Below are 20,103 nucleotides of genomic sequence, written 5' to 3'. Positions count from 1 at the left end.
TTTTGCACCGCGAGACCGAAAAAACCTTGCCATCCCGCCGGGCCTTTGCAATGTCACGCCTGACTGAAAAGCAAACGGGATATCGGAATGGCCAAGCGCATCGGAAGTTTTGCGGAAATCACCAGCCAGTATGACGCGGTGTTCTGCGATGTCTGGGGCGTGCTCCACAACGGCGTCGATCCCTTTCCGAAGGCCGCCGCCGCATTGGAAGCCGCTCGCGGCGAGGGGCTGACGGTCGTCCTCATCACCAATTCCCCGCGCATCGCCCCGCTGGTCGTCGATCAGCTGCGCCATATCGGCATTCAGGACGGCGCCTATGATCGCATCATCACCTCCGGTGACGTCACCCGCGGCCTGATCGCCGAAGGCCCGAAGAAGGTCTTCCTGCTCGGCCCCGAGCGCGACATCGCCATCATCGAAGGCCTCGGCGTCGAGCGCGTCGATGCCAAGCAAGCAGAGTCCGTCGTCTGCACCGGCTTCTTCGATGACGAGAAGGAAGTGCCGGAAGATTATACGGAGATGCTCAAGGAATTTCAGTCGCGCGACGTGCCGATGATCTGCGCCAATCCGGATCTGGTAGTCGAGCGCGGCCACAAGATGATCCCCTGCGCCGGTGCCATGGCCGCCTATTACAACCAGCTCGGCGGCGCGACACGCATTGCCGGCAAGCCGCATACGCCGATCTATGACGCCGTGCTCGAGACCGCGAAGGAGCTGCGTGGCGATTTCCCGAAGAGCCGCATCCTCGCGATCGGCGACGGAATGCCGACTGATGTGCGCGGCGCTCTCGATTACGGCCTCGACCTTCTCTATATCAGCGGCGGTATCCACGCGAAGGAATACACGCTGAACGGCGAGACGGATGAAGCCATCCTGCACGCCTATCTCGAGCGTGAGAAGGCCGCGCCGAAGTGGTGGATGCCACGCCTCGCATAAGAAGAAGCCCTGCCGATGACCGTCTTTTACCGCAATGAAACCCGCGAACCGCTGCCATCCCATCTGAGAGGCGGCGTCATTGCCATCGGCAATTTCGACGGCGTCCATCGCGGCCATCAGTCGGTGCTGACGCGGGCGCTGGAGATCGCCAGGGCACGCGGCGTCCCGGCGCTGGTGCTCACCTTCGAGCCGCATCCGCGCACGGTCTTCCGGCCGGATACCCCGGTTTTCCGCATCACGCCGGCACCTTTGAAGGCCCGTATCCTCGAAGCCCTCGGCTTCGGCGCCGTCATCGAATATCCCTTTGACCGCGAATTCTCGCAGCGCTCGCCTGACGATTTCATCCACGGCATTCTCAAGGATTGGCTCGGCGCCTCCGAGGTTGTGACCGGTGTCGATTTCCATTTCGGCAAAGGCCGCGAAGGCGGACCTGCCTTCCTGATGGATGCCGGCCAGAAATACGGCTTCGGCGTCACCCTGATCGATGCCTTCCGTGACGAGAATGCCGATGTCGTCTCGTCGAGCCGCATCCGCGCGCTGCTGAAGGATGGCGATGTCAGCGAGGCTGCTGCCCTGCTCGGCTATCATTATACGGTCGAGGCCGAGATCATCGGCGGCGAAAAGCTCGGCCGCCAGCTCGGCTTCCCGACAGCCAACATGCAGCTGCCGCCCGAGGCCGAACTCGCCTCCGGCATCTATGCGGTCCGCTTCCGGCTGCAGAACGGCACGCTTCACGATGCGGTCGCCAGCTACGGCCGCCGCCCGACGGTCACCGAAAACGGTGCGCCGCTCTTGGAAACCTACGTCTTCGATTTCAGCGGCGATCTCTACGGCCAGATCTGTTCGGTCTCCTTCTTCGGATACCTCCGGCCGGAACTGAAATTCGACGGCCTCGACCCGCTCGTCGCCCAGATCAAGCGCGACGAGGAAGAGGCGAGGGCACTGCTCTCAGGCGTCCAGCCACTCGGCGAACTCGACCGGCTGATCTGCTTTATCTGAACCTTTGCCGTGTAGCCCCGTGCGCCGCACTTCCCTTCTCCCCTCGGGGAGAAGGTGCCCGAAGGGCGGATGAGGGGGCCTAGCCCTGTAGGTTGGCCTAGGCAGCACCCAACGCCGGCGCCTGCTTCCCACGCGGCAACGGCGGAAACGCGAGCGCGATAGCCGCCGCACCGAGCCCCACCAGCGCCGAGCCGATGAACAGCCACGAATAGTTCTGGTAGGTATCAAAGATCCAGCCGCCGATCAGCGGGCCGAAGGCCATGCCGATGCTCGACAGCATCGTCGCGGCCCCGAACACCGTGCCGATCACTTTCGGCCCGAAATATTCGCGCGCCAGCACCGCATAGAGCGGCATGACCCCGCCATAGGCGCTGCCGAAGATCACCGCGAGCGCGTAGAACTGTCCGAGCTCGCTCACCGCCAGATAGGTTGCCAGCGCCGCAGCCTGCACCAGAAGCCCCGCAACCAGCACCGGCTTGACGCCGAACTTGTCCGCCAGGCTGCCGTAGAGCAGACGCCCGCCGAGACCGGCAAGGCCCTCGACGCTATAGATGCTGACGGCCGCCATCGGCGCCACGCCGCAGATCGTCGCGTAGCTCACCATATGGAAGATCGGCCCGGAATGGGCAGCACAGCAGGCAAAGAACGTGCCGCCGAGCACGAGGAACTGCGGCGAGCGGAAGATCTTGCCGAGCGCCGGGCGTTCGCCGCCTGCTGCTTCCAGCGTGCCTGTGTCGCTCGCCGGAGAGGGCGCGCGGCGTACGAGCAAAGCGGCCGGGATCAGCAGGACCCAGGCGCCGATGCCGATGATCAGCATCGCCGTGCGCCAGTCGTATGCCGAGATCAGCGCCCGGGCGAGCGGCGAGATCGTCATCGGCGCAACGCCCATGCCCGCCGAAACCAGCGACACCGCCAGCCCGCGGTTCTCCTCGAACCACTCGGTCGTCGATGCGATCATCGGCGCGAAGAAGGCGCTCGCCGAAATCCCGACGAGAACACCGTAGGTCAATTGAAACTGCATCAGCGATCCCGCCCGGCTGGCGAGAACCAGCGCCAGCCCGAGAAGTAGCGCCCCGATCAGCACGACGGGGCGGGGCCCGAAGCGGTCGCTCAAAGCACCCCACATGAAGCCGCCGACGCCCATGACGATGAAGTTCAGCGTCATGGCGCTGGCAATGCCGGTATGCGACCAGCCGGTATCGGTGGCGATCGGCGTCTGAAAGATGGCGAGAGAGAACATTGCGCCGAGCGCAACGCATGTCATCAGGGCGCCGGCGGCGACGATGACCCAACGATAGGAACTGCTCATATCCACTTCACTCCCTGTGGATCGAATGGAATGCCAGCGCGGCAAAACCCGTGCTGCACTCCAAGGACGTGCGAGCCGTCGGCATTTCGACAGTGCCACGATAATTTTTGCTTGTCGCCGCCCTCCGCCAAAAATGGCGGTTTCATGGCAAATACGCTTGTCCCGATGCCTGAGGGGTATATGTCTGAACTGTCATATGACGCGGATTCGCTGCGCCCCCACAGCAATGAAAGGCAATCTCAACATGGATAAAAGGTTTGGAACAGCGGCCTGCTGGCTGCTTGTCATTCCCTATATCGGGCTCCTCTGGGTGCCCTTCTACAATTTCCGTGAGCCGGCTCTCTTCGGCTTTCCGTTCTTCTACTGGTACCAGCTCGCATGGGTGCCGATCACCGCTTTCCTGACCTGGATCGCCTATCGGAGCATGCGCAATGACGACTGAGATCAACGGTACGGCGCTCAGCGTCTTCATCTTCTTCTTCATCCTCGTCACCGTCATGGGCTTTGTCGCAGCCCGCTGGCGCAAGCCGGAAACCCTTGCCCATATCGACGAATGGGGTCTCGGCGGCCGCTCCTTCGGCACCTGGATCACCTGGTTCCTGGTCGGCGGCGATTTCTACACCGCCTATACGGTCATCGCCGTTCCGGCACTCGTCTACACGGTCGGCGCCTACGGCTTCTTCGCGCTGCCCTACACGATCGTCGTCTATCCCTTCGTCTTCATGGTGATGCCGGTTCTCTGGAAGCGCGCCAAGGACTTCGGTTATGTAACGGCGGGTGACGTCGTTCACGGCCAGTATGGCTCGCGCGGCCTCGAGCTCGCGGTCGCCGCAACCGGCGTCATCGCCACCATGCCCTATATCGCCCTGCAGCTCGTCGGCATGACCGCGGTCTTGAAGGCGCTCGGCCTGCACGGCGAACTGCCGCTCGCCATCGCCTTCATCGTGCTGGCGCTCTACACCTATTCGGCGGGTCTGCGCGCCCCGGCGCTCATCGCCTTTGTCAAGGACATCATGATCTATGTCGTGGTGATCGCGGCCGTGGCGTTGATCCCCTCGAAGCTCGGCGGCTATGCCAATGTCTTCGCCTCGGCGGATGCTGCCTTCCAGGCGAAGGGTTCCGGCAACCTGCTGCTCGGCGGCAACCAGTATGTCGCCTATGCGACGCTGGCGCTCGGTTCGGCGCTCGCGGCCTTCATGTATCCGCACACGCTGACCGGCATCTTCGCCTCCAACAGCGGCAACACCATCCGCAAGAACGCGGTGCTGCTGCCGGCCTATACGCTGCTGCTCGGCCTGCTGGCGCTGCTCGGCTATATGGGCCATGCCGCAAACCTGCAGCTGGAAAGCCCGAACGACGTCGTCCCGGCGCTGTTCGAGACGCTGTTCTCCAGCTGGTTCGCGGGCTTTGCCTTCGCGGCGATCGCCATCGGCGCACTCGTCCCGGCGGCCGTCATGAGCATCGGCGCCGCCAACCTCTTCACCCGCAATTTCTGGAAGGCCTACGTCAATCCAGAGGTCAGCGATGCGGGCGAGGCGAAGGTCGCCAAGATCACCTCGCTGGTCGTCAAGATCGGCGCGCTGCTCGTCATCCTCTTCCTGCCGACGCAGTTCGCCCTTGACCTGCAGCTCCTCGGCGGCATCTGGATCCTGCAGACGCTCCCGGCGCTGGTCTTCGGCCTCTACACCAACTGGTTCCGCGCCCCCGGCCTGCTCGCCGGCTGGTTCGTCGGCTTCTTCGGCGGCACGTTCCTCGTCTGGATCAACGGCCTGAAGCCACTCCAGCCGATCACGCTCGGAGAGACCTCCTTCACCATCTACATCGGCCTCCTGGCCCTGGTGGCGAATATCCTGGTCGCTGTCGTAGTGAACGTGGTGACGCCTGCGAAGGCGGCTGTGAGAGCTTGATAAAGTAAAGGGCCGCTCCGAGCGGCCCTTTTCATTTCTGGCTTAACGGAAAGCGTTCCGGATCATCGTTCCAGGGATCGAAGACCGCCGCTCCCGAAAGCGCGACATCTCTTATGTTTCGCGTCACCAGATAAAGCTCGTGCTCGATCGCCTTTGCGGCAAGCATTGTATCGATCAGGGGTGGAGCGTGCCCTGTCTGCCGCTTAACCCGCCCCGAGATGGCGCCCCACCGGCGGACGGCGGTGTCGCTCATCGAAAGCACACGATCGGAGAAACGAACCTCCAGGGCGTCACGCGCAACGATGTAGCGGTGGCGGTTCTCGTCATCGGGCGGAAGGTTCTCGATGCCCTTGTCGTATTCCGCCAGACTCAGGACGCTGACGAACATCCGCTGTTCGTCAGTCTGGGCAGCCCAGCTTTTCACCGAGGGTGCGCCGTTCCGGTTGATCAGCGCCGCGATGACGTTGATGTCCAGAAGCCATCCCCTCACAGCGGAATGTCCCGGCCGCGATCATCCTCCCGATCAAGCGGCAGACCGTCGAGGTCGAGGCTTTCCATGAAGTCGACAAAGGGCTGGGCAGGTGCACGTTTCGTCAGCCTGTCGAGCTCCTCGACTCTGATGATGGCGACACTCTCGCGGCCGCGCACCGTCACTCGCTGCGGTCCCTCGCTTTGGGCCAGCCGCACGACCTCGCTGAAACGGGCCTTGGCTTCCTCAAGTCTCCATGTCTGTCTGCGCGCCATCGGGCACTCCATCTAGTCAGATGGTCAGATCATACGATCTGTTGAGAGAAAATGCCACCGCTTTCCGATCGGTGCTTACGGGGCGGGTTCGTGAAATGCCTCTTCCTTTTCCCCGCAAAAGCGCCTATGAACCGGCCCGATGAGTAAATTCCGGCTGGCGATTGCGATACGAATTATCGGCCCGGCCTTCCGCGCGCGCTGAGCGGCCGGAAGGTCCGGGTTTTTGGCGCTTGTCGAGCAAGCGCTTCCGTCACCAACAATTCCACATCCGTTGCGCCCTTTGAGGCCGCCAGAAACGATTGCCAGACATGACCGACACAGCCGAAAAGATCGACTACTCGAAGACCCTCTATCTGCCCGAAACCGACTTCCCGATGCGCGCCGGTCTGCCGCAGAAGGAGCCGGAAATCGTTGCCAAGTGGCAGCAGATGAACCTCTACAAGAAGCTGCGCGCTTCGGCCGCCGGCCGCGAGAAGTTCGTGCTCCACGACGGCCCGCCCTATGCGAACGGCAACATCCATATCGGCCACGCGCTGAACAAGATCCTCAAGGACGTCATCACCCGCTCGTTCCAGATGCGCGGCTTCGACTCCAACTATGTTCCGGGCTGGGACTGCCACGGCCTGCCGATCGAGTGGAAGATCGAGGAAGAGAACTACCGCGCCAAGGGCAAGGCCAAGCCTGACCTGAGCGAGCCGGCCGCAATGATCGAGTTCCGCCGCGAATGCCGCGCCTATGCCGAAAAGTGGATCGGCATCCAGGGCAGCGAGTTCCAACGCCTCGGCATCATCGGCGATTTCGAAAACCCCTACCTGACGATGAACTTCCACGCGGAAAGCCGCATCGCCGGCGAACTGCTGAAGATCGCCAAGTCGGGTCAGCTCTACCGCGGCTCCAAGCCGATCATGTGGTCGGTGGTCGAACGCACCGCGCTGGCGGAAGCCGAGGTCGAATATCACGACTACGAAAGCGACACGATCTGGGTCAAATTCCCGGTCGTGAAGGGTCCGGCTGCGCTCGATAACGCCTTCGTCGTCATCTGGACGACCACGCCCTGGACGATCCCCGGCAACCGGGCGATCGCCTATTCGGCGCGCGTCTCCTACGGCCTCTACGAAGTCACCGCTGCCGAGAACGATTTCGGACCGCAGCCGGGCGAAAAGCTCGTCTTCGCCGACAAGCTCGCAGAGGAATCCTTCGCCAAGGCAAAGCTGCAGTACAAGCGCCTCTCGGATGTGACGGCTGCCGATCTCGCAGGCATCACCTGCGCCCATCCGCTGAAAGGCCAGGGCGGCGGCTACGAATTCGGTGTCCCGCTTCTCGATGGCGACCACGTCACCGACGATGCCGGTACCGGTTTCGTCCACACCGCGCCGTCCCACGGCCGCGAGGACTTTGACGTCTGGACCTCGTCGGTCCGCGAGCTCGATGCCCGCGGCATCGATACCCGGATCCCGTTCCCGGTCGATGATGGCGGCTTTTACACCGCCGATGCGCCCGGCTTCGAAGGCGCCCGCGTCATCGACGACAACGGTAAGAAGGGCGATGCCAACGACCGCGTCATCAAAGCGCTGATCGAACGCAGCGCGCTGTTTGCCCGCGGCCGCCTGAAGCACCAGTATCCGCATTCCTGGCGCTCCAAGAAGCCGGTCATCTTCCGCAATACGCCGCAGTGGTTCGTCTATATGGACAAGGACCTGAAGGACGGCACGACGCTGCGCACCCGCGCCTTGAAGGCGATCGACGACACCCGCTTCGTTCCGGCCGCCGGCCAGAACCGCCTGCGCGCGATGATCGAGCAGCGCCCGGATTGGGTCCTGTCGCGTCAGCGCGCCTGGGGCGTTCCGATCTGCGTCTTCGTCGACGAGCAGGGTGAAGTGCTGAAGGACGATGCCGTCAACCAGCGCATCCTCGATGCTTTCGATGCCGAAGGCGCCGATGCCTGGTTCGCCGAAGGCGCCAAGGAGCGTTTCCTCGGCAATGAGCATGATCCGGCCCAGTGGAAGCAGGTCATGGATATCCTCGACGTCTGGTTCGACTCGGGCTCGACCCACACCTTCACGCTGGAAGACCGTCCGGACCTGAAGTGGCCGGCCGATCTCTATCTCGAAGGCTCCGACCAGCATCGCGGCTGGTTCCATTCGTCGCTGCTGGAATCCGCTGCTACCCGCGGCCGCGCGCCCTACAACGCCGTTCTCACCCATGGCTTTACCATGGACGAGAAGGGCGAGAAGATGTCGAAGTCGAAGGGCAACGTGACGTCCCCGCAGGAAGTCATGAAGGATGCCGGCGCCGATATCCTGCGTCTCTGGGTCATGACCTCGGACTATGCGGACGACCTGCGCGTCGGCAAGACCATCATCCAGACCAATGTCGATGCCTACAGAAAGCTGCGCAACACCATCCGCTGGATGCTCGGCACACTGGCGCATGACAAGGGCGAGGAGATCGCGCTCGCCGATCTGCCCGAGCTGGAACAGCTGATGCTGCACCGCCTGGCCGAGCTCGACCAGGTCGTCCGCGAAAACTACGATGCCTTCGATTTCAAGAAGATCGCCCGCGCGCTGATCGACTTCTCGAATGTCGAGCTCTCGGCCTTCTACTTCGACATCCGCAAGGACGCGCTCTATTGCGACGCGCCGTCGAGCCTGCGTCGCCGTTCGGCACTCTATGTCATCCGCATGATCTTCGATTGTATGGTGACATGGCTGGCGCCGATGCTGCCGTTCACGACGGAAGAGGCCTGGCTGTCGCGCAATCCGTCGGCCGTCTCGGTCCACCTCGAACAGTTCCCGGCAATCCCGGCAGACTGGAAAAACGAGGCGCTGGCCGACAAGTGGAAGAAGGTCCGCGCCATCCGCTCGGTCGTCACCGGCGCCCTCGAAATCGAGCGCAAGGACAAGCGCATCGGTTCGTCGCTCGAAGCTGCCCCGGCCGTCCACATCGCCGATGCGGAGCTGAAGGCTGCGCTCGAAGGTCTGGATTTTTCGGAAATCTGCATCACCTCCGACATCGCGATCGATGGCGGCGAAAGTTCTGCCGATGCCTTCCGTCTGCCCGAAGTTCCGGGCGTTTCGGTCGAGCCGAAGCTGGCAGAGGGCGTCAAGTGCGCCCGTTCCTGGCGCATCACCAAGGATGTCGGCTCGGATGAGAAGTATCCGGATGTCTCCGCCCGCGATGCCGCTGCGCTTCGCGAGCTTGGGCTGTAAAGCCTGAAGAAAATTGCCGGGTGAATTGCTCTTTGGCGGTTCATCCGGTAAAAGCTGCCTGAAAATGGCCGGATTTTTACGTCAGGGGACGGATGTCCGGTTGGGCGATGATTGCACCGGCATGGCTGGAAGGGTTTTCATGTTAGCGACGCGTTGGTTCCGTATAGGCGCCTGCCTCACGGTTGTTATGGCGGCAGGCTCGATGGCTACCGGCTGCACGAGCCCCACTTACGGCACCGGCACGAGCGCAATGGCGCAGCTTGGTGACGATATCGGTCAGTCCGTATCGCTCGCTCCGCAGGAGCCGAAGAACAAGGGCGTCAAGTATCAGCCGCGTCCGACGCTGGTCATGCCCGCACAGGCTTCCAAGGAAACCCTGGTCGAGCCGCAGCAGACGATTGCCAGCAAGGACAATCCGCAGTGGCCGGAGTCCCCTGAGGAAACTCGCGCCCGCCTCGTCAAGGAAGCAGACGACAACGAAGACAAGTCCCGCTACGTCTCGCCGCTCGCCAAGAACGGTATCGAAGGCGGCCGCAAGACGGCGGCTGAGCAAGCCAAGGCATACCAAGAAGCCCGTGCTGCACAGAAAGGCGCGACCGCCGTCACGGAGCGCCGTTCAATATCCGATCCTCCGACCGCGTATCGCGAGACCGACGATCCCGCGAAGCTCGACGATCTCGGCGAGCCCGAACTCAAGAAGCAGAAGCAGCGTAGGAAGGATGCGGCTGTTGCCGGCACCGGCAAGCAGTGGTGGAACCTGCTGCAGTAAGCGGATGCTTACATCTGCCGCGCCGCTGCCCAGCGGCGCACAAGCAGAATGTGGACGATCTGGCAGATCAGAAGAACTGAGCCGGTGATCGCGAACAGCGCGATCATCCCGCTGGCCGCAAAGATCGCGCAGATGGCGACCGAAAGACCCGGCACGAAGGCGAAAGCGGCCGCCCGCGGCGCCGACGAGTTGACCTCTCCCCGCAAGGACCATTGCATTGGAATGGCGCTCGTACCGGGCGCGATGCGCAGATAGGCGAAGCCGCCGATCGCGATCATGACGGCGAGAATGACAAGGCTCATGGCGTCTCCCGTTTTCCGGCAAAGAACGTCCTGAGGATATCCGCAGCCTCCGTTTCGTTCAAACCCGAATAGACCTCCGGTGCATGATGGCAGGTCGGTTGCGCATAGAAGCGCACGCCGTTGTCGACTGCGCCGCCCTTCGGATCCTCGGCGCCGTAATAGAGGCGCCGGATGCGGGCAAAGGAGATCGCCGCCGCGCACATCGTGCAGGGCTCCAGCGAAACATAGAGATCGGCCCCCGTCAGGCGCTCCTGTCCAAGCTCCTCGCAGGCCATGCGGATTGCCGCAATTTCGGCATGGGCGGTGACGTCGTTGCGCTCGCGGGTGCGGTTTCCGGAGCGGCCGACGACGGCGCCATCAAGCACCACGACGGCGCCGATCGGCACCTCGCCGCGTTCGCCGGCAGCGCGCGCTTCCTCGAGCGCCATCTCCATAAACCGATTTGTCTTCACGATCCGGCAAATTCCCACTTAACCGCAGGGGCACGACCTGATAGAGAAGCCCCAAAAGGCAGGCAAACAACAAATGACATTCAAAGACAAGCCAAAACGGCCGGGTGGCAAGCCCGCAGCGCGCGATACGCGTCCGAAAACCGAAGGCAAGCCGGCACGCAGTGCCGCGCCGAAGGCAGAGGCTGCGGCAACCGAAGGCGACGCCAAGGCCGAACGCATTTCCAAGGTGATGGCGCGCGCAGGCGTTGCCTCGCGCCGCGATATCGAGCGCATGATCATGGAAGGCCGCGTCACGCTGAACGGCAAGCTGCTCGAAACGCCCGTCGTCAACGTCACGCTGACGGACAAGATCGAGGTCGACGGCGTGCCGATCCGCGGCATCGAGCGCACGCGCCTCTGGCTCTATCACAAGCCGGCTGGCCTGGTGACCACCAATTCCGATCCGGAAGGGCGCCCCACCGTATTCGACAATCTGCCGGATGAACTTCCGCGCGTCATGTCGATCGGCCGCCTCGATATCAATACCGAAGGCCTGTTGCTGCTGACGAACGATGGCGGTCTCGCCCGTTCGCTCGAGCTGCCGACGACCGGCTGGCTGCGCCGCTATCGCGTGCGCGCCCACGGCGAGATCGATCAGGACGCGCTCGACAAGCTCAAGGCAGGCATCGCCGTCGATGGCGTGCTCTATGGCTCGATCGACGCGACGCTCGACCGCACTCAGGGTTCCAACGTCTGGATCACCATGGGACTGCGCGAGGGCAAGAACCGCGAAATCAAGAACGTCCTCGGCGCGCTTGGTCTCGACGTCAACCGCCTGATCCGCATCTCCTACGGTCCGTTCCAGCTCGGCGACCTGCCGGAAGGCCATGTGATCGAAGTGCGCGGCCGCACGCTGCGCGATCAGCTCGGCCCGCGCCTGATCGAAGACGCCAAGGCGAATTTCGACGCGCCGCTCTACAACAACAGCCCCGCTGTTGCAGAAGAAGAGGAAGAGGCGCCCGCCAAGCCGGAACGCCGCGAGCGCACCTGGAAGCCCGAGGACAAGCGCGAGCGCGCGCTGAGCCGCCTCGATACCAAGCGTGACGACCGCCGCGATGATCGTCGTGACGGTGGCCGCGAAGGCGGACGCAAGGATGACGACCGTCCGAAGCGCCCGGCGCTCGGAAGCCGCCGCAACGCCAATGTCTGGATGGCGCCCGGCGCCCGTCCGCTCGGCGAGAAGGCTGCGGCCAAGGCCGCCAAGAACGAAAAGACCGCGCGCCGCCGTGGCGAGGGGCCCGATGCCGGCAAGCCGCAGGCATCGAGCTACGACAACGACCGTCCGCGCACGGTGATCAACCGCGCTCACGACGAAGAGGGCGAATGGATCCGTTCGAGCGAAACCCCGGCTGGTGGCAAGGATGACCGCGAAGGCTTCGGCCGCAAGCGCTCCTTCGGCGGCCGTCCCGATCGTGGTTTCGGCGACCGTCCGGCGCGTGGTGATCGCCCGGCCCGCGGTGAGCGCTTCGAACGCGGTGAACGTCCCGCCGGTGATCGTCCCGCTCGCGGTGATCGTCCCGCTCGCGGTGACCGTCCTGCTCGCGGCGACCGCCCGTTCGGCGACAAGCCGCGTGGCGACCGAAAGCCCCGTGAAGATGGCGAGCGTACGCGCTCTTACGGCGACCGTCCGGCCCGCAGCGACAGACCCTATGGTGATCGTCCGCCTCGCGGCGAGCGTCCTGCCGGTGACCGTCCCGCTCGTGGCGACCGTCCTTTCGGCGGCAAGCCGCGCGGCGATCGCCGTCCGCGCGAAGAGGGTGACGAGCGTCCCCGGTCCTTCGGTGACCGTCCGCGTCCCGCCCGTAGCGCTTCCGGCGAAGCCCGCTCGGAGCGTCCCCGCGGCGATCGTCCGTTCGGCGACAAGCCGCAGGGTGACCGCCCCCAGGGTGACAAGCCGCGCGGCAAGAGCTTCGGTGCGAAGCCGGGTGGCGCAAAGAATTTCTCCGGCAAGCCGAAAGGCGACCGGCCCGGCGGCGGCAAGCCTTCGGGCGGCCCGTCGCGTGGTGGACCAAAAGGAAAGGGAATGACGCGCGGTGCGGATCGTCGGCGGTGAGTTTCGCGGACGGTCGCTCGCCGTACCTAAATCCAACGACATCCGGCCGACTGCCGACCGGACGCGTGAGAGCCTGTTCAACATCCTGAGCCATGCCTATCCGGAATGCGTCGATGGCACCCGGATACTCGATCTCTTTGCCGGTACCGGCGCCGTCGGTCTCGAAGCCGTCTCGCGCGGCTGCCGTCATGCGCTCTTCGTCGAAAACAGCGTCGAGGGCAGGGGACTGCTCTGGGAAAATATCGACGCGCTCGGCCTGCACGGCCGCACGCGCATCCTGCGGCGTGATGCCACGGACCTCGGCACGGTCGGCAATCTCGAACCCTTCAACATGCTTTTCGCCGACCCGCCCTATGGCAAGGGTCTGGGCGAGAAGGCCATGGAAGCGGCCGCCAAGGGCGGCTGGCTGGTGCCGGGCGCCATCGCCGTTCTCGAAGAACGCTCCGATGTTGCCGTTTCGGTCGATCCTTCCTATCTGTTCATCGAAGACAGGATCTTTGGCGACACCAAGGTCCATTTCTTCCGCTATCAGCCGGTCTAGGCGGGGCGAAGCCACCGGGAGCGTTCAGTGCAGCAGGCAGGTATTGTGAAGAGCGTGATACCTGCCACGGATGGCCTGACGCCCGTCAGCGGCATGCCGACCGTCGCGGTCGCCTTCGGCGGCGGCGGTGCCCGCGGTCTCGCCCATATCCATGTCATCGAAACGCTGGATGAGCTCGGCATTCGCCCCGTGGCGATCTCGGGCTCGTCGATCGGCGCCATCATGGGCGCCGGCATGGCGGCCGGGATGACCGGCGAGGCGATCCGCGAACACGCGCTGATGACCGTCGGCAACAAGACCGCGGTCGTCAGCCGCATCTGGGGCCTGCGCCCGCAGACGGTGCGCGATGCGGTCGCCAAGGGCATCCGCATCGGCCAGTTCAATCTGGAGCGCATCCTCAAGGCTTTCCTGCCCGCAGACCTGCCGGATCGTTTCGAAGATCTGCTCGTGCCCATGCAGGTGATCACCACCGATTATTACGGCCAGAGCGAGGTCATCATCGATCACGGCCAGCTCTTCCCGGCACTTGCCGCGTCCTCCTCGATCCCCGCCGTCTTCATGCCCGTGCGCATGAACGACCGCGTGATGATCGACGGCGGCATCAGCAATCCCGTTCCCTATGAATGCCTGATGGATGTCGCCGATATCGTCATCGGCATCGATGTCGTCGGCGCCCCCGAAGGCGACGGCACCCATATCCCGAACCGCATGGAGAGCATCTTCGGCTCCGGCCAGCTGATGATGCAGACGGCGATCACGCTGAAGCTGAAGATCCAGCCGCCGCACATCTTCCTGCGCCCCACGGTCGGCCGCACCGGCGTCATGGATTTCCTCAAGGCCCGCGAAGTGCTCGCCATGTCCGCAGGCGTCAAGGACGACCTGAAGCGCGAGCTCGACCGTCAGTTCGAAGCGCGTTTGAAAGCTTAGCTAAGCGTCGGCAGTAACATCGGCCGGCCCCGCCAAGGGATCCGCGTCCATCTCCATCGAGCGCTTCGGCTTGACCAGCGGCTCCGGCCTGACGGGATGCGAAAACAGCATGTCGCGCCCAGCCTGCAGCCCTTCGGAGACCTGCAGCACCAGCCGCTCCTCGTCGCGGCGGCGGATGTCCTCGCCGATTTCATAGGCTTCCGCTTCGCCGACACCGAGAGCCTCCAGCGTCCGGCGGCCGAAGAGCAGACCGGATTCCAGCGTTTCGCGCAGCTCGTAATCGACATTCATGTTGCGCAGCGCGATCGAGTGGATGCGGTCGTAGGAGCGCACGAAGAGTTTTGCGTGCGGATAATCGGCCTGCACGAGCTCCACCACCTTGTCGGTGATCTCCCGCTTCTGCGTGCAGACGACGACGATCTTCGCCTTGTCGATGCCCGCCGAGCGCAGCACATCCTTGCGCGTCCCGTCGCCGAAATAGATGCGGAAGCCGAAGGACGATGCCTGGCGGATACGGTCGGCGGAGAAGTCGATGACCGTCACGTCACGGCCACCGGCAAGCAGGATCTGCGCGGCGATCTGGCCGAAACGCGAGAAGCCGACCATCAGCACATCGGCACCGGCGCCGACGAAATCCTCGTCCAACTCCTCATGCTCGTCGCCCGTCAACAGGCGTCTCGAAAGCGCCGAGCCGATCGGCGTCAGCGCCATCGTCAGCGTCACGATGGCGACCAGCAGCGAGGCTGTGCTCGATGGCATCAGGCCCGCGGTCGCCGCGGCGGTAAACAGCACGAAGCCGAATTCGCCACCCTGCGGCAGCAGGAAGGCGATACGGATCGCGTCATTGTGCGGCGAGCCGGAAGCGCGGCAGAGCCCATAGATGACCGCGGCCTTCACCGCCATGATCACAGGCACGGCGGCGACGATGAACAGCGCATTGTCGACCAGCACCTCGAGCTCCAGCGAGAGCCCGACGGCGATGAAAAAGATAGCGAGCAGCACGCCGCGGAACGGTTCGATGTCCGCCTCCAGCTCATGCCGGTAGGACGATTCCGCCAGCATGATGCCGGAGAGGAAGGCGCCCATCGCCATGGAGAGACCCGCAAACTGCATCAGCGTCGCCGACCCCATGACGACGAAAAGGGCGGCTGCAATCATCGCCTCGCGGGCGCCTGTGCGCGCAATCACCTGGAACAGCGGCGTCAGCAGATAGCGCCCCATGACGATCATCGCCACGACCGCGCCGATCGCGATCCCGAAATCGAGGAACGGCTGATCCCCACCCTCGCTGCCGCCGCCGCCGAGCACGGTGATCAGTGCCAGCAGCGGCACGATCGCCAGATCCTGCAGCAGGAGCACCGAGAACGAGCGCTGCCCGTATTTGGTATTCACCTCGCCGGTACCCTCGAGGATCTGCATGGCGAAGGCGGTGGAGGAGAGCGCCAGCCCGAAGCCGGCAACGATGCTGCCACGCCATTCCAGCACGCCGGAGAGATAGGCGAGCGCCGTCAGCGCCAGTCCCGTCAGCAGCACCTGCGCGGTACCGAGGCCGAAAATGTCGCGGCGCATCTGCCAGAGGCGTGATGGCTTCAGCTCCAGGCCGATGATGAACAGCAGGAAGACGACGCCGAGTTCGGCGACGCCAAGGATCTGCTCGCCATCGGTAATGCCGTGGAAAACCGGCCCGATCACCACGCCCGCGGCGAGATAGCCAAGCACGGTGCCGAGCCCGAGCTTCTTGAAGATCGGGGCCGCGACGACGGCGCCGCCGAGCAGCAGGATCGTTTCGGAGAAAAAGGCATTAGGGGCAGACATGCGTCGGAAACTCGTTCGGTGATGGGGCGGGAAAAAGAATCGGCGGCCGCGGCCTTGATGCTTTCCGAACTGCACAATAAATGGAACCGGAAGGAAAGGCCAAATCATGTCCTCAGAAATTGATTCCTCGACACTTCTTTCCCGTGCCAGCCAGCTGATCGATCTTGCCAAGAAAGCCGGTGCCGATGCCGCAGACGCGGTGGTCGTCCGCTCGCGGTCGCAATCCGTCAGCGTCCGGCTTGGCAAGGTGGAGGGCATGGAGTCTTCCGAGAGCGACGACTTCTCGCTGCGCGTCTTCGTCGGCAAGAAGGTTGCCAGCGTTTCCGCCAATCCCGGTTTCGACCTGACGGCGCTCGCCGAGCGGGCCGTCGCAATGGCCAAGGTATCGCCCGAAGATCCCTTCGCCTGCCTGGCCGACGAGAAGAACCTCGCCAAGTCCTATCCCGATCTGCAGCTGCTCGACCGTACCGAAGTGACGTCGGACATGCTGCGCGAAGCGGCGCTGGCGACCGAGGCGGCCGCACTCGCGGTCAAGGGCGTCAGCAATTCCTCCGGCGGCGGTGCCTCCGGCGGCATGGGCGGCATGGTGCTCGTCACCTCGCATGGCTTCGAAGGCAGCTATATGGGCTCGCGCTTCGGCCGCTCGGTCAGCGTCATCGCCGGTGAAGGCACCGGCATGGAGCGCGACTACGATTTCGACAGCCGCATCTATTACAACGAGCTCGACGCCCCCGAAGAGATCGGCCGCCGCGCCGGTGAGCGCACCGTCAAGCGCATCAACCCGCGCCAGGTGCCGACAGGCAAGGACGTCACCGTCATCTTCGACCCGCGCATTGCCCGCGGCTTCGTCGGCCATATCGCTGGCGCCATCAACGGCGCCTCGGTTGCCCGCAAGACCAGCTTCCTGCGCGACAAGATGGGCCAGCAGGTCCTCAAATCCGGCCTGTCGATCACCGACGATCCGCTGATCGTCCGTGGCCCGGCCTCGCGTCCCTTCGACGGCGAGGGGATCTCGGGCGAGAAGCTGGTGATGATCGAGAACGGCGTACTGAACCACTGGTTCCTGTCGACGTCGACCGGCCGCGAGATCGGCATGGAAACCAACGGCCGCGGCGTGCGCGGCGGAAATTCGGTGACGCCGGCTTCCACCAACCTGGCGCTCGAACCCGGCGATATCTCGCCCGAGGAGCTGATCCGCAGCGTCGGCAACGGTTTCTACGTGACCGAGCTGATCGGCCAGGGCGTCAACATGATCACCGGTGAATACAGCCGCGGCGCCACCGGCTTCTGGATCGAGAATGGCGAGCTGACCTTTGCGGTCTCCGAGGTGACGATTGCCTCGAACCTCAAGGAGATGTTCATGCGCGTCACCCCCGCAAACGATATCGACCGCAAATATGGCGTCGCAGCCCCGACGCTCGCCATCGAGGGCATGACGCTCGCCGGGCGCTGAAGATTGGAAGACAGATGACTGACGCCGTAAACGCCCGCTGGCAGAGCGATCTCGCGCTGATCGCCGATGCCGCAAAGCAGGCGGGTGAAGTGGCGCTCGGCTATTTCAATCAGTCGCCCGAGGTCTGGTGGAAGAACGAAGGCCGCTCGCCGGTCAGCGCCGCCGATTTCGCTGCCAACGAGACCCTTGAGAAGATCCTGCGTGCTGCCCGCCCAACTTACGGCTGGCTCTCAGAGGAGACCGAGGACAGCGCAGCGCGCCTTGCCAGCGAAACCGTCTTCATCATCGATCCGATCGACGGCACCCGCGCCTTCCTCGGCGGCCAGGCTCTCTGGTGCGTCAGCGTCGCCGTCGTCCATCGCGGCCGCCCGGTCGCCGGTGTTCTCTACGCCCCGGCGCTCAACGAACTGTTCGAAGCCGTCGAAGGCGGCCCGGCGCTGAAGAATGGCGAGCCGATCTCGGTCTCCGCCCGCGGACCGGACACGGTCAGCCGCTTTGCCGTCGGCGAGGATCTGCTGAAGGCCTTCCCGGCGCCCTTCCGCAGCCGCATCGAGCGCGTCCGGCATGTGCCCTCGCTCGCCTATCGTATCGCCATGGTCGCCGATGGCCGCCTAGAAGGCACCTTCGTCAAGCCGACCTCGCATGACTGGGATCTCGCCGCCGCCGACCTCATCCTCGCGCGCGCCGGCGGCGAGCTGACCGGTCTCGACGGCGTGCCCGTGCGCTACAATCGCGCCGAGGTCAGCCATGGGGCACTGTGCGGCGCGGCGGCACCCCGCATGGCCGAGTTTCTGGAAGGACTGGCTTCGATACGAAGCAGTTGACGTTTTCGTCAAAATCCCGCAGATGAAAGCGCGGAGGAGACCAGAAAAGAAAGAGAAGAAAATGACGGAATCCGGCGGTAAGAAGCAGCTCCTGCACCTCGTTTTTGGCGGCGAATTGGAAAGCCTGACGGACGTTCAGTTCCGCGATCTCAAGGATCTCGATATCGTTGGCATTTTCCCGGATTACGCATCCGCGCTGACCGCGTGGAAGGCCAAGGCACAGTCGACCGTTGACAACGCACATATGCGTTACTTCATCGTCCACATGCACCGCCTGCTCGATCCGCAGGACAAGGCCGGCAGCAACTGATTTTATAGGCTTTTCAGCATGGTAGCCGCCCTCGCGGCGGCGCCGTTTCATGCCCGGGTATTACGCCCGCTGCCGTCGAATGACGCATTCTGAACAAATTAATCGGCCATTGCGGCCGCAACAATAATTGGGGAATGGGTTTGATGTCGATCATTGCTGATCGGAGGCATTTTACATGAGTTCGCCGGGAGCGCGTTTCGCGCTGGGCGTCTACAGGACCGCGGGTGTCATGGCGACGCCTTTGGTCGGCGCTTATCTCGCCTACCGCACTGCCAAGGGCAAGGAAGAGCGCGCGCGCCGGACGGAACGTTTCGGCTATGCGAGCGCCAACCGGCCCCAAGGCCCGCTCGTCTGGTTCCATGCCGCAAGCGTAGGCGAAACCAATGCCGTCATTCCGCTGATCCGCGAAATCCGCCGCCGCGATATCCACGTCATCCTGACGACGGGAACGATCACCTCGGCGAAGGTCGCCGCCGATCGTCTCGGCAGTGATGCGATCCATCAATATGTGCCGCTCGATCTGAAGCCGGCCGTCAGCCGTTTCCTGGAATACTGGCAGCCCGATTGCGCCATCATCGCCGAGTCCGAAATCTGGCCGGCGACGATGATGGAGCTCGGCCGCCGCCGCATTCCGCAGATCCTCGTCAATGCCCGCATGTCGGACCGTTCCTTCGCCCGCTGGCAGCGCCGCCCGTCGATTGCCGAGGCGCTGTTCGAAAACCTGGCGCTGGTCATCGCCCAGTCCGATGTCGATTCCGAACGCTTCCGCGATCTCGGCGCCCGGCATGTGATGACCTCGGGCAACCTGAAGGTCGATACCGACGCGCCGCCCTATGACGCCAATCTCTTTGCCCGCTACAAGCAGCAGATCGGCGATCGCAAAACCTGGGCCGCCGTCTCCACCTTCGATGGCGAGGAGAATGCCGCAGCCGTCGTCCACCGCACGCTGAAGGACCGCAACAACCAGCTGACGATCATCGTGCCGCGCCATCCCGAGCGCTCCGACGAGATCGAGCAGATGCTGGTCGCCCAGAGCCTGAAAGTGGCGCGCCGCACCCGCAACGACGTTATCTCGCCCGATGTCGATATCTTCCTCGGCGATACGATCGGCGAGATGGGGCTGTATCTCCGGCTCACCGAAGTGGTCTTCGTCGGCCGCTCGCTCTATGCCGAAGGCGGCCAGAACCCGCTGGAACCGGCCATGCTCGGATGCGCCGTTCTCTCCGGCAGCAACGTCCAGAATTTCCGCGAGGCCTACCAGAAGCTCGCCCGCCGCGGCAGCGCCCGCATGGTGCGCGATACCGAGATGCTGGCCAAGGGCGTGCATTATCTGCTCATCAACGACGAAGCACGCCGCAATATGATCGAGGCCGGCATCGCCGCCGTGCAAGAAATGCGCGGAGCACTGACGGCAACGGTGAAGGCGCTTGAGCCCTACATCAATCCGCTGACGGTAAAGGCAAGGCTGCTGCCGAAGTCGGCGCAAGGCTGAGGGATTTAAGGCTGAGGGATAC

19 protein-coding genes are annotated in these 20,103 nt (G+C 63.9%); 13 read left to right on the top strand and 6 right to left on the bottom strand.

Annotation, left to right across the window (positions count from 1 at the left end):
- Positions 1-87: 87 nt before the first annotated feature.
- Positions 88-936, top strand: a complete 849-nt coding sequence (locus ACODR6_RS02985; protein WP_489020632.1) for a TIGR01459 family HAD-type hydrolase — start codon at positions 88-90, stop codon at positions 934-936.
- A gap of 15 nt (positions 937-951) precedes the next feature.
- Positions 952-1,935 (top strand): bifunctional riboflavin kinase/FAD synthetase, encoded by a 984-nt coding sequence (locus ACODR6_RS02980; RefSeq protein WP_489020630.1) that lies wholly within the window; start codon positions 952-954, stop codon positions 1,933-1,935.
- A gap of 97 nt (positions 1,936-2,032) precedes the next feature.
- On the opposite strand, the gene ACODR6_RS02975 is transcribed toward ACODR6_RS02980, so the two are convergent.
- Positions 2,033-3,244 carry an MFS transporter gene (locus ACODR6_RS02975; RefSeq protein WP_489020628.1) on the bottom strand — a complete coding sequence of 404 codons (1,212 nt, stop codon included), beginning with the start codon at positions 3,242-3,244 and terminating at the stop codon, positions 2,033-2,035.
- Positions 3,245-3,488: 244 nt separating this feature from the next.
- Here ACODR6_RS02975 and ACODR6_RS02970 point away from each other — a divergent pair, with 244 nt between their 5' ends.
- Both ACODR6_RS02970 and mctP read left to right on the top strand, forming a co-directional pair.
- Entirely contained in the window at positions 3,489-3,686 is a 198-nt protein-coding gene (locus tag ACODR6_RS02970) for a DUF3311 domain-containing protein (RefSeq protein WP_112713029.1), read from the top strand.
- Positions 3,676-5,151: a monocarboxylate uptake permease MctP gene (mctP, locus tag ACODR6_RS02965; protein WP_489020626.1), complete on the top strand. Its 1,476-nt coding sequence runs from the start codon at positions 3,676-3,678 to the stop codon at positions 5,149-5,151. Before ACODR6_RS02970 ends, mctP begins: the two co-directional genes overlap by 11 nt.
- 31 nt (positions 5,152-5,182) lie before the next feature.
- Here the strand turns inward: mctP and ACODR6_RS02960 are convergent, their stop codons facing one another.
- Together ACODR6_RS02960 and ACODR6_RS02955 are read right to left on the bottom strand one after the other, a co-directional pair.
- On the bottom strand, positions 5,183-5,641 hold the full coding sequence (locus tag ACODR6_RS02960) for a type II toxin-antitoxin system VapC family toxin (RefSeq protein WP_489020624.1): 459 nt from the start codon (positions 5,639-5,641) through the stop codon (positions 5,183-5,185).
- A complete protein-coding gene (locus ACODR6_RS02955; protein ID WP_489020622.1) occupies positions 5,638-5,895 on the bottom strand; it encodes a type II toxin-antitoxin system prevent-host-death family antitoxin in 258 nt (85 codons plus the stop codon). Before ACODR6_RS02955 ends, ACODR6_RS02960 begins: the two co-directional genes overlap by 4 nt.
- A gap of 308 nt (positions 5,896-6,203) precedes the next feature.
- On the opposite strand from ACODR6_RS02955, the gene ileS reads away from it, so the two are divergent.
- Together ileS and ACODR6_RS02945 are read left to right on the top strand one after the other, a co-directional pair.
- On the top strand, positions 6,204-9,104 hold the full coding sequence (gene ileS, locus ACODR6_RS02950; protein ID WP_489020621.1) for an isoleucine--tRNA ligase: 2,901 nt from the start codon (positions 6,204-6,206) through the stop codon (positions 9,102-9,104).
- A gap of 139 nt (positions 9,105-9,243) precedes the next feature.
- Complete coding sequence (locus ACODR6_RS02945; protein ID WP_489020619.1) at positions 9,244-9,873, top strand: hypothetical protein; 630 nt, start codon at positions 9,244-9,246, stop codon at positions 9,871-9,873.
- Positions 9,874-9,881: 8 nt separating this feature from the next.
- Here the strand turns inward: ACODR6_RS02945 and ACODR6_RS02940 are convergent, their stop codons facing one another.
- Together ACODR6_RS02940 and ACODR6_RS02935 are read right to left on the bottom strand one after the other, a co-directional pair.
- Positions 9,882-10,175, bottom strand: a complete 294-nt coding sequence (locus tag ACODR6_RS02940) for a hypothetical protein (protein WP_489020618.1) — start codon at positions 10,173-10,175, stop codon at positions 9,882-9,884.
- On the bottom strand, positions 10,172-10,609 hold the full coding sequence (locus tag ACODR6_RS02935; protein WP_112713015.1) for a nucleoside deaminase: 438 nt from the start codon (positions 10,607-10,609) through the stop codon (positions 10,172-10,174). The genes ACODR6_RS02940 and ACODR6_RS02935 overlap by 4 nt, the downstream gene beginning before the upstream one ends.
- A 91-nt stretch (positions 10,610-10,700) precedes the next feature.
- On the opposite strand from ACODR6_RS02935, the gene ACODR6_RS02930 reads away from it, so the two are divergent.
- From ACODR6_RS02930 to ACODR6_RS02920, 3 genes are all read left to right on the top strand, one after another.
- Positions 10,701-12,719, top strand: coding sequence for a pseudouridine synthase (locus tag ACODR6_RS02930; RefSeq protein ID WP_489020616.1), 2,019 nt, complete (start codon positions 10,701-10,703; stop codon positions 12,717-12,719).
- The gene (gene rsmD, locus ACODR6_RS02925) at positions 12,700-13,260 is read left to right on the top strand and encodes a 16S rRNA (guanine(966)-N(2))-methyltransferase RsmD (protein ID WP_489020614.1); all 561 of its coding nucleotides are present in this window, start codon (positions 12,700-12,702) and stop codon (positions 13,258-13,260) included. Before ACODR6_RS02930 ends, rsmD begins: the two co-directional genes overlap by 20 nt.
- Positions 13,261-13,353: 93 nt before the next feature.
- Positions 13,354-14,187 (top strand): patatin-like phospholipase family protein, encoded by an 834-nt coding sequence (locus ACODR6_RS02920; protein WP_449099139.1) that lies wholly within the window; start codon positions 13,354-13,356, stop codon positions 14,185-14,187.
- Here ACODR6_RS02920 and ACODR6_RS02915 read toward each other — a convergent pair whose 3' ends face one another.
- Positions 14,188-16,002, bottom strand: a complete 1,815-nt coding sequence (locus ACODR6_RS02915; protein WP_489020612.1) for a monovalent cation:proton antiporter-2 (CPA2) family protein — start codon at positions 16,000-16,002, stop codon at positions 14,188-14,190.
- 106 nt (positions 16,003-16,108) lie between these two features.
- On the opposite strand from ACODR6_RS02915, the gene ACODR6_RS02910 reads away from it, so the two are divergent.
- The 4 genes from ACODR6_RS02910 (at position 16,109) to waaA (ending at position 20,081) form a co-directional block, all read left to right on the top strand.
- On the top strand, positions 16,109-17,455 hold the full coding sequence (locus tag ACODR6_RS02910; RefSeq protein ID WP_489020610.1) for a TldD/PmbA family protein: 1,347 nt from the start codon (positions 16,109-16,111) through the stop codon (positions 17,453-17,455).
- Between the two features lie 14 nt (positions 17,456-17,469).
- Positions 17,470-18,279, top strand: coding sequence for a 3'(2'),5'-bisphosphate nucleotidase CysQ (locus tag ACODR6_RS02905; protein ID WP_112713003.1), 810 nt, complete (start codon positions 17,470-17,472; stop codon positions 18,277-18,279).
- Between the two features lie 61 nt (positions 18,280-18,340).
- A complete protein-coding gene (locus ACODR6_RS02900; RefSeq protein WP_112713001.1) occupies positions 18,341-18,589 on the top strand; it encodes a DUF4170 domain-containing protein in 249 nt (82 codons plus the stop codon).
- 175 nt (positions 18,590-18,764) lie between these two features.
- Positions 18,765-20,081, top strand: coding sequence for a lipid IV(A) 3-deoxy-D-manno-octulosonic acid transferase (waaA, locus tag ACODR6_RS02895; protein ID WP_489020608.1), 1,317 nt, complete (start codon positions 18,765-18,767; stop codon positions 20,079-20,081).
- The last annotated feature ends 22 nt before the right edge of the window (positions 20,082-20,103 follow it).

It is taken from the genome of Rhizobium sp. FG96 (genome assembly GCF_057808655.1).
This window is presented reverse-complemented; position numbering and strand designations above follow the sequence as displayed.